Origin of the sequence: Sphingomonas sp. S-NIH.Pt3_0716 (assembly GCF_003950715.1) — a bacterium.
GTDB lineage: Bacteria > Pseudomonadota > Alphaproteobacteria > Sphingomonadales > Sphingomonadaceae > Sphingobium > Sphingobium yanoikuyae_A.
Genome location: NZ_QLJK01000096.1, coordinates 1 through 1,688, shown reverse-complemented (window position 1 = coordinate 1,688; position 1,688 = coordinate 1). Strand labels below are relative to the sequence as shown.

The following is a 1,688-nucleotide window of genomic DNA, read 5'->3' as shown; positions in this document are numbered from 1 at the left end:
AGCTCCTTGGCCGTGTAGCGCAGCGTCGCCGAAAGCTCCGGCCCGGCCTTGGGCGCCCAGGCCAGCGTCGCGCTGGCGAAATGGCGCGGCACCTGCGCCGGCGCGAAGCCGTCGAATGCCATGCCCGGCGCATCGACCTTGCTGTGGCTGTAGGCATAGGAAGCGAGCAGCGAGAAATCGGCCGGCAGCTGCGCGCTGGCGGTCAGTTCGACGCCCTTCGCCACGATCGCATTCACATTCTGGCGCTGGCGGGTGTTGGCGACGCTGATGAGGGTGACATTGGCGATCGCATCGTCGAGCCGGTTGTAGAAGAGCGTGGCCGAAAGCTGCACGCCCGGCGCCGGGGTCAGGTCGATGCCGCCCTCCACGCCCTTGAGCTTCTCGGGCTTGAGCGCCGCATTGGCCTGGGTGGTGATCGGGAAGACGACGAAGGGGCGATAGAGCTCATTGAGCGTGGGCAAACGGAAGCCGCTATAGGCCGCCCCGCGCAGCGCCACCGCATCGCTGACATGGTAGAGCGCGCCGGCCCGGCCGGAAAATTCCCAGTCGGAGCGATTGGCGTAGCTGCTGTCCTGCGTCACCACACCGGCTGCATTGACCGCCTTGTAGAAGCCGTTGCGGATCGACCAGCGATCGGCGCGCACGCCCCCGGTCAGGACAAGCTTGCCGCCAAAGACATCGGGGCTCCAGTCATCCTCGGCAAAGATGCCGCTGGTGATCTGGTCACCACCGGCATGGCGGCGTGATGTCAGCGGGTTGCTGGCGAGGCCGGCATTATAGGCATCCTCAAACATGTCGCCGGTGGCAAAGCGGGTATCCATGCCGATCCGCAGCACATGATCCTCGCCGACCGGCGGGCGCAGCTCGATCTTGCCGCCGATCCCGGTCGAGGGGGTGTTGCGCTGGTCGAGCGACTTGCGGAAGCTGGTGGAGGAGATGACGATGTTCGAAAAGTTGCGCGCCTGGAGATAGGCGAGCGCATCGACCTGCCAGCGGCCCCGGCTGATATAGCGGATGCTGGCGTCCTGGCCCTGGCTCATGCTGTCGGCGCCAGCAAAGCGCAGCGTGCGATTGTCCTGGAACAGGGTGCCGCGAAACTGGATTTCCGAGGTCGCGTCGATCGGCGCGACAGCGCGAAGATTGGTCGACCAGCTGTCATAGGCGGCGGGAACGGTGGCGGCAACGCGCTGGTCGCGGGGCGTAGTCTGGAAGCCGTCACCCCGATCCCAGCGCCCCGAGAGCGACACGTAACCGCTGCCCAGGTCCGGCGCGATGCTGGCCGACAGCTCGGTCGCATCCCTGCTGCCATAATAGGCGCTGGCACCGAAGTGCGGCATCTGGTCGCGGGTGGCGCTGGCCAGTTCGATCGTGCCGGCAACCGCGCCGGCCCCGAACGCGCCACTGCCCCCGCCGCGCGTCACCCGCACCAGTGCCAGCCGGTCGGGCACCAAAGCCGAGAAGGGGATATAGCCGAAGAAGGGATCAGCCACCGGCACGCCATCGAGCAGCACCAGGGTCCGGCTCGACGCATTGCCACCCAGCGCGCGCAGCGTGGCGCCCTGGTTCGAGGGATTGGAGGCGCGGCTGTCGGAGCGGCGGAACTGCTGGAAGCCCGCGACATCGGCCAGCACGCTCTCGATCCGACCCGACGCCGCATCCTCAAGCCGATCCCGGTCGATCACCACAGA

The 1,688-nt window shown here is 67.4% G+C and carries 1 protein-coding gene; it reads right to left on the bottom strand.

Annotated elements, in window-relative coordinates:
* Positions 1–1,688, bottom strand: a 1,688-nt coding sequence (locus BRX37_RS26165) for a TonB-dependent receptor plug domain-containing protein (protein WP_125990347.1), incomplete at both ends; no start/stop codon positions are given.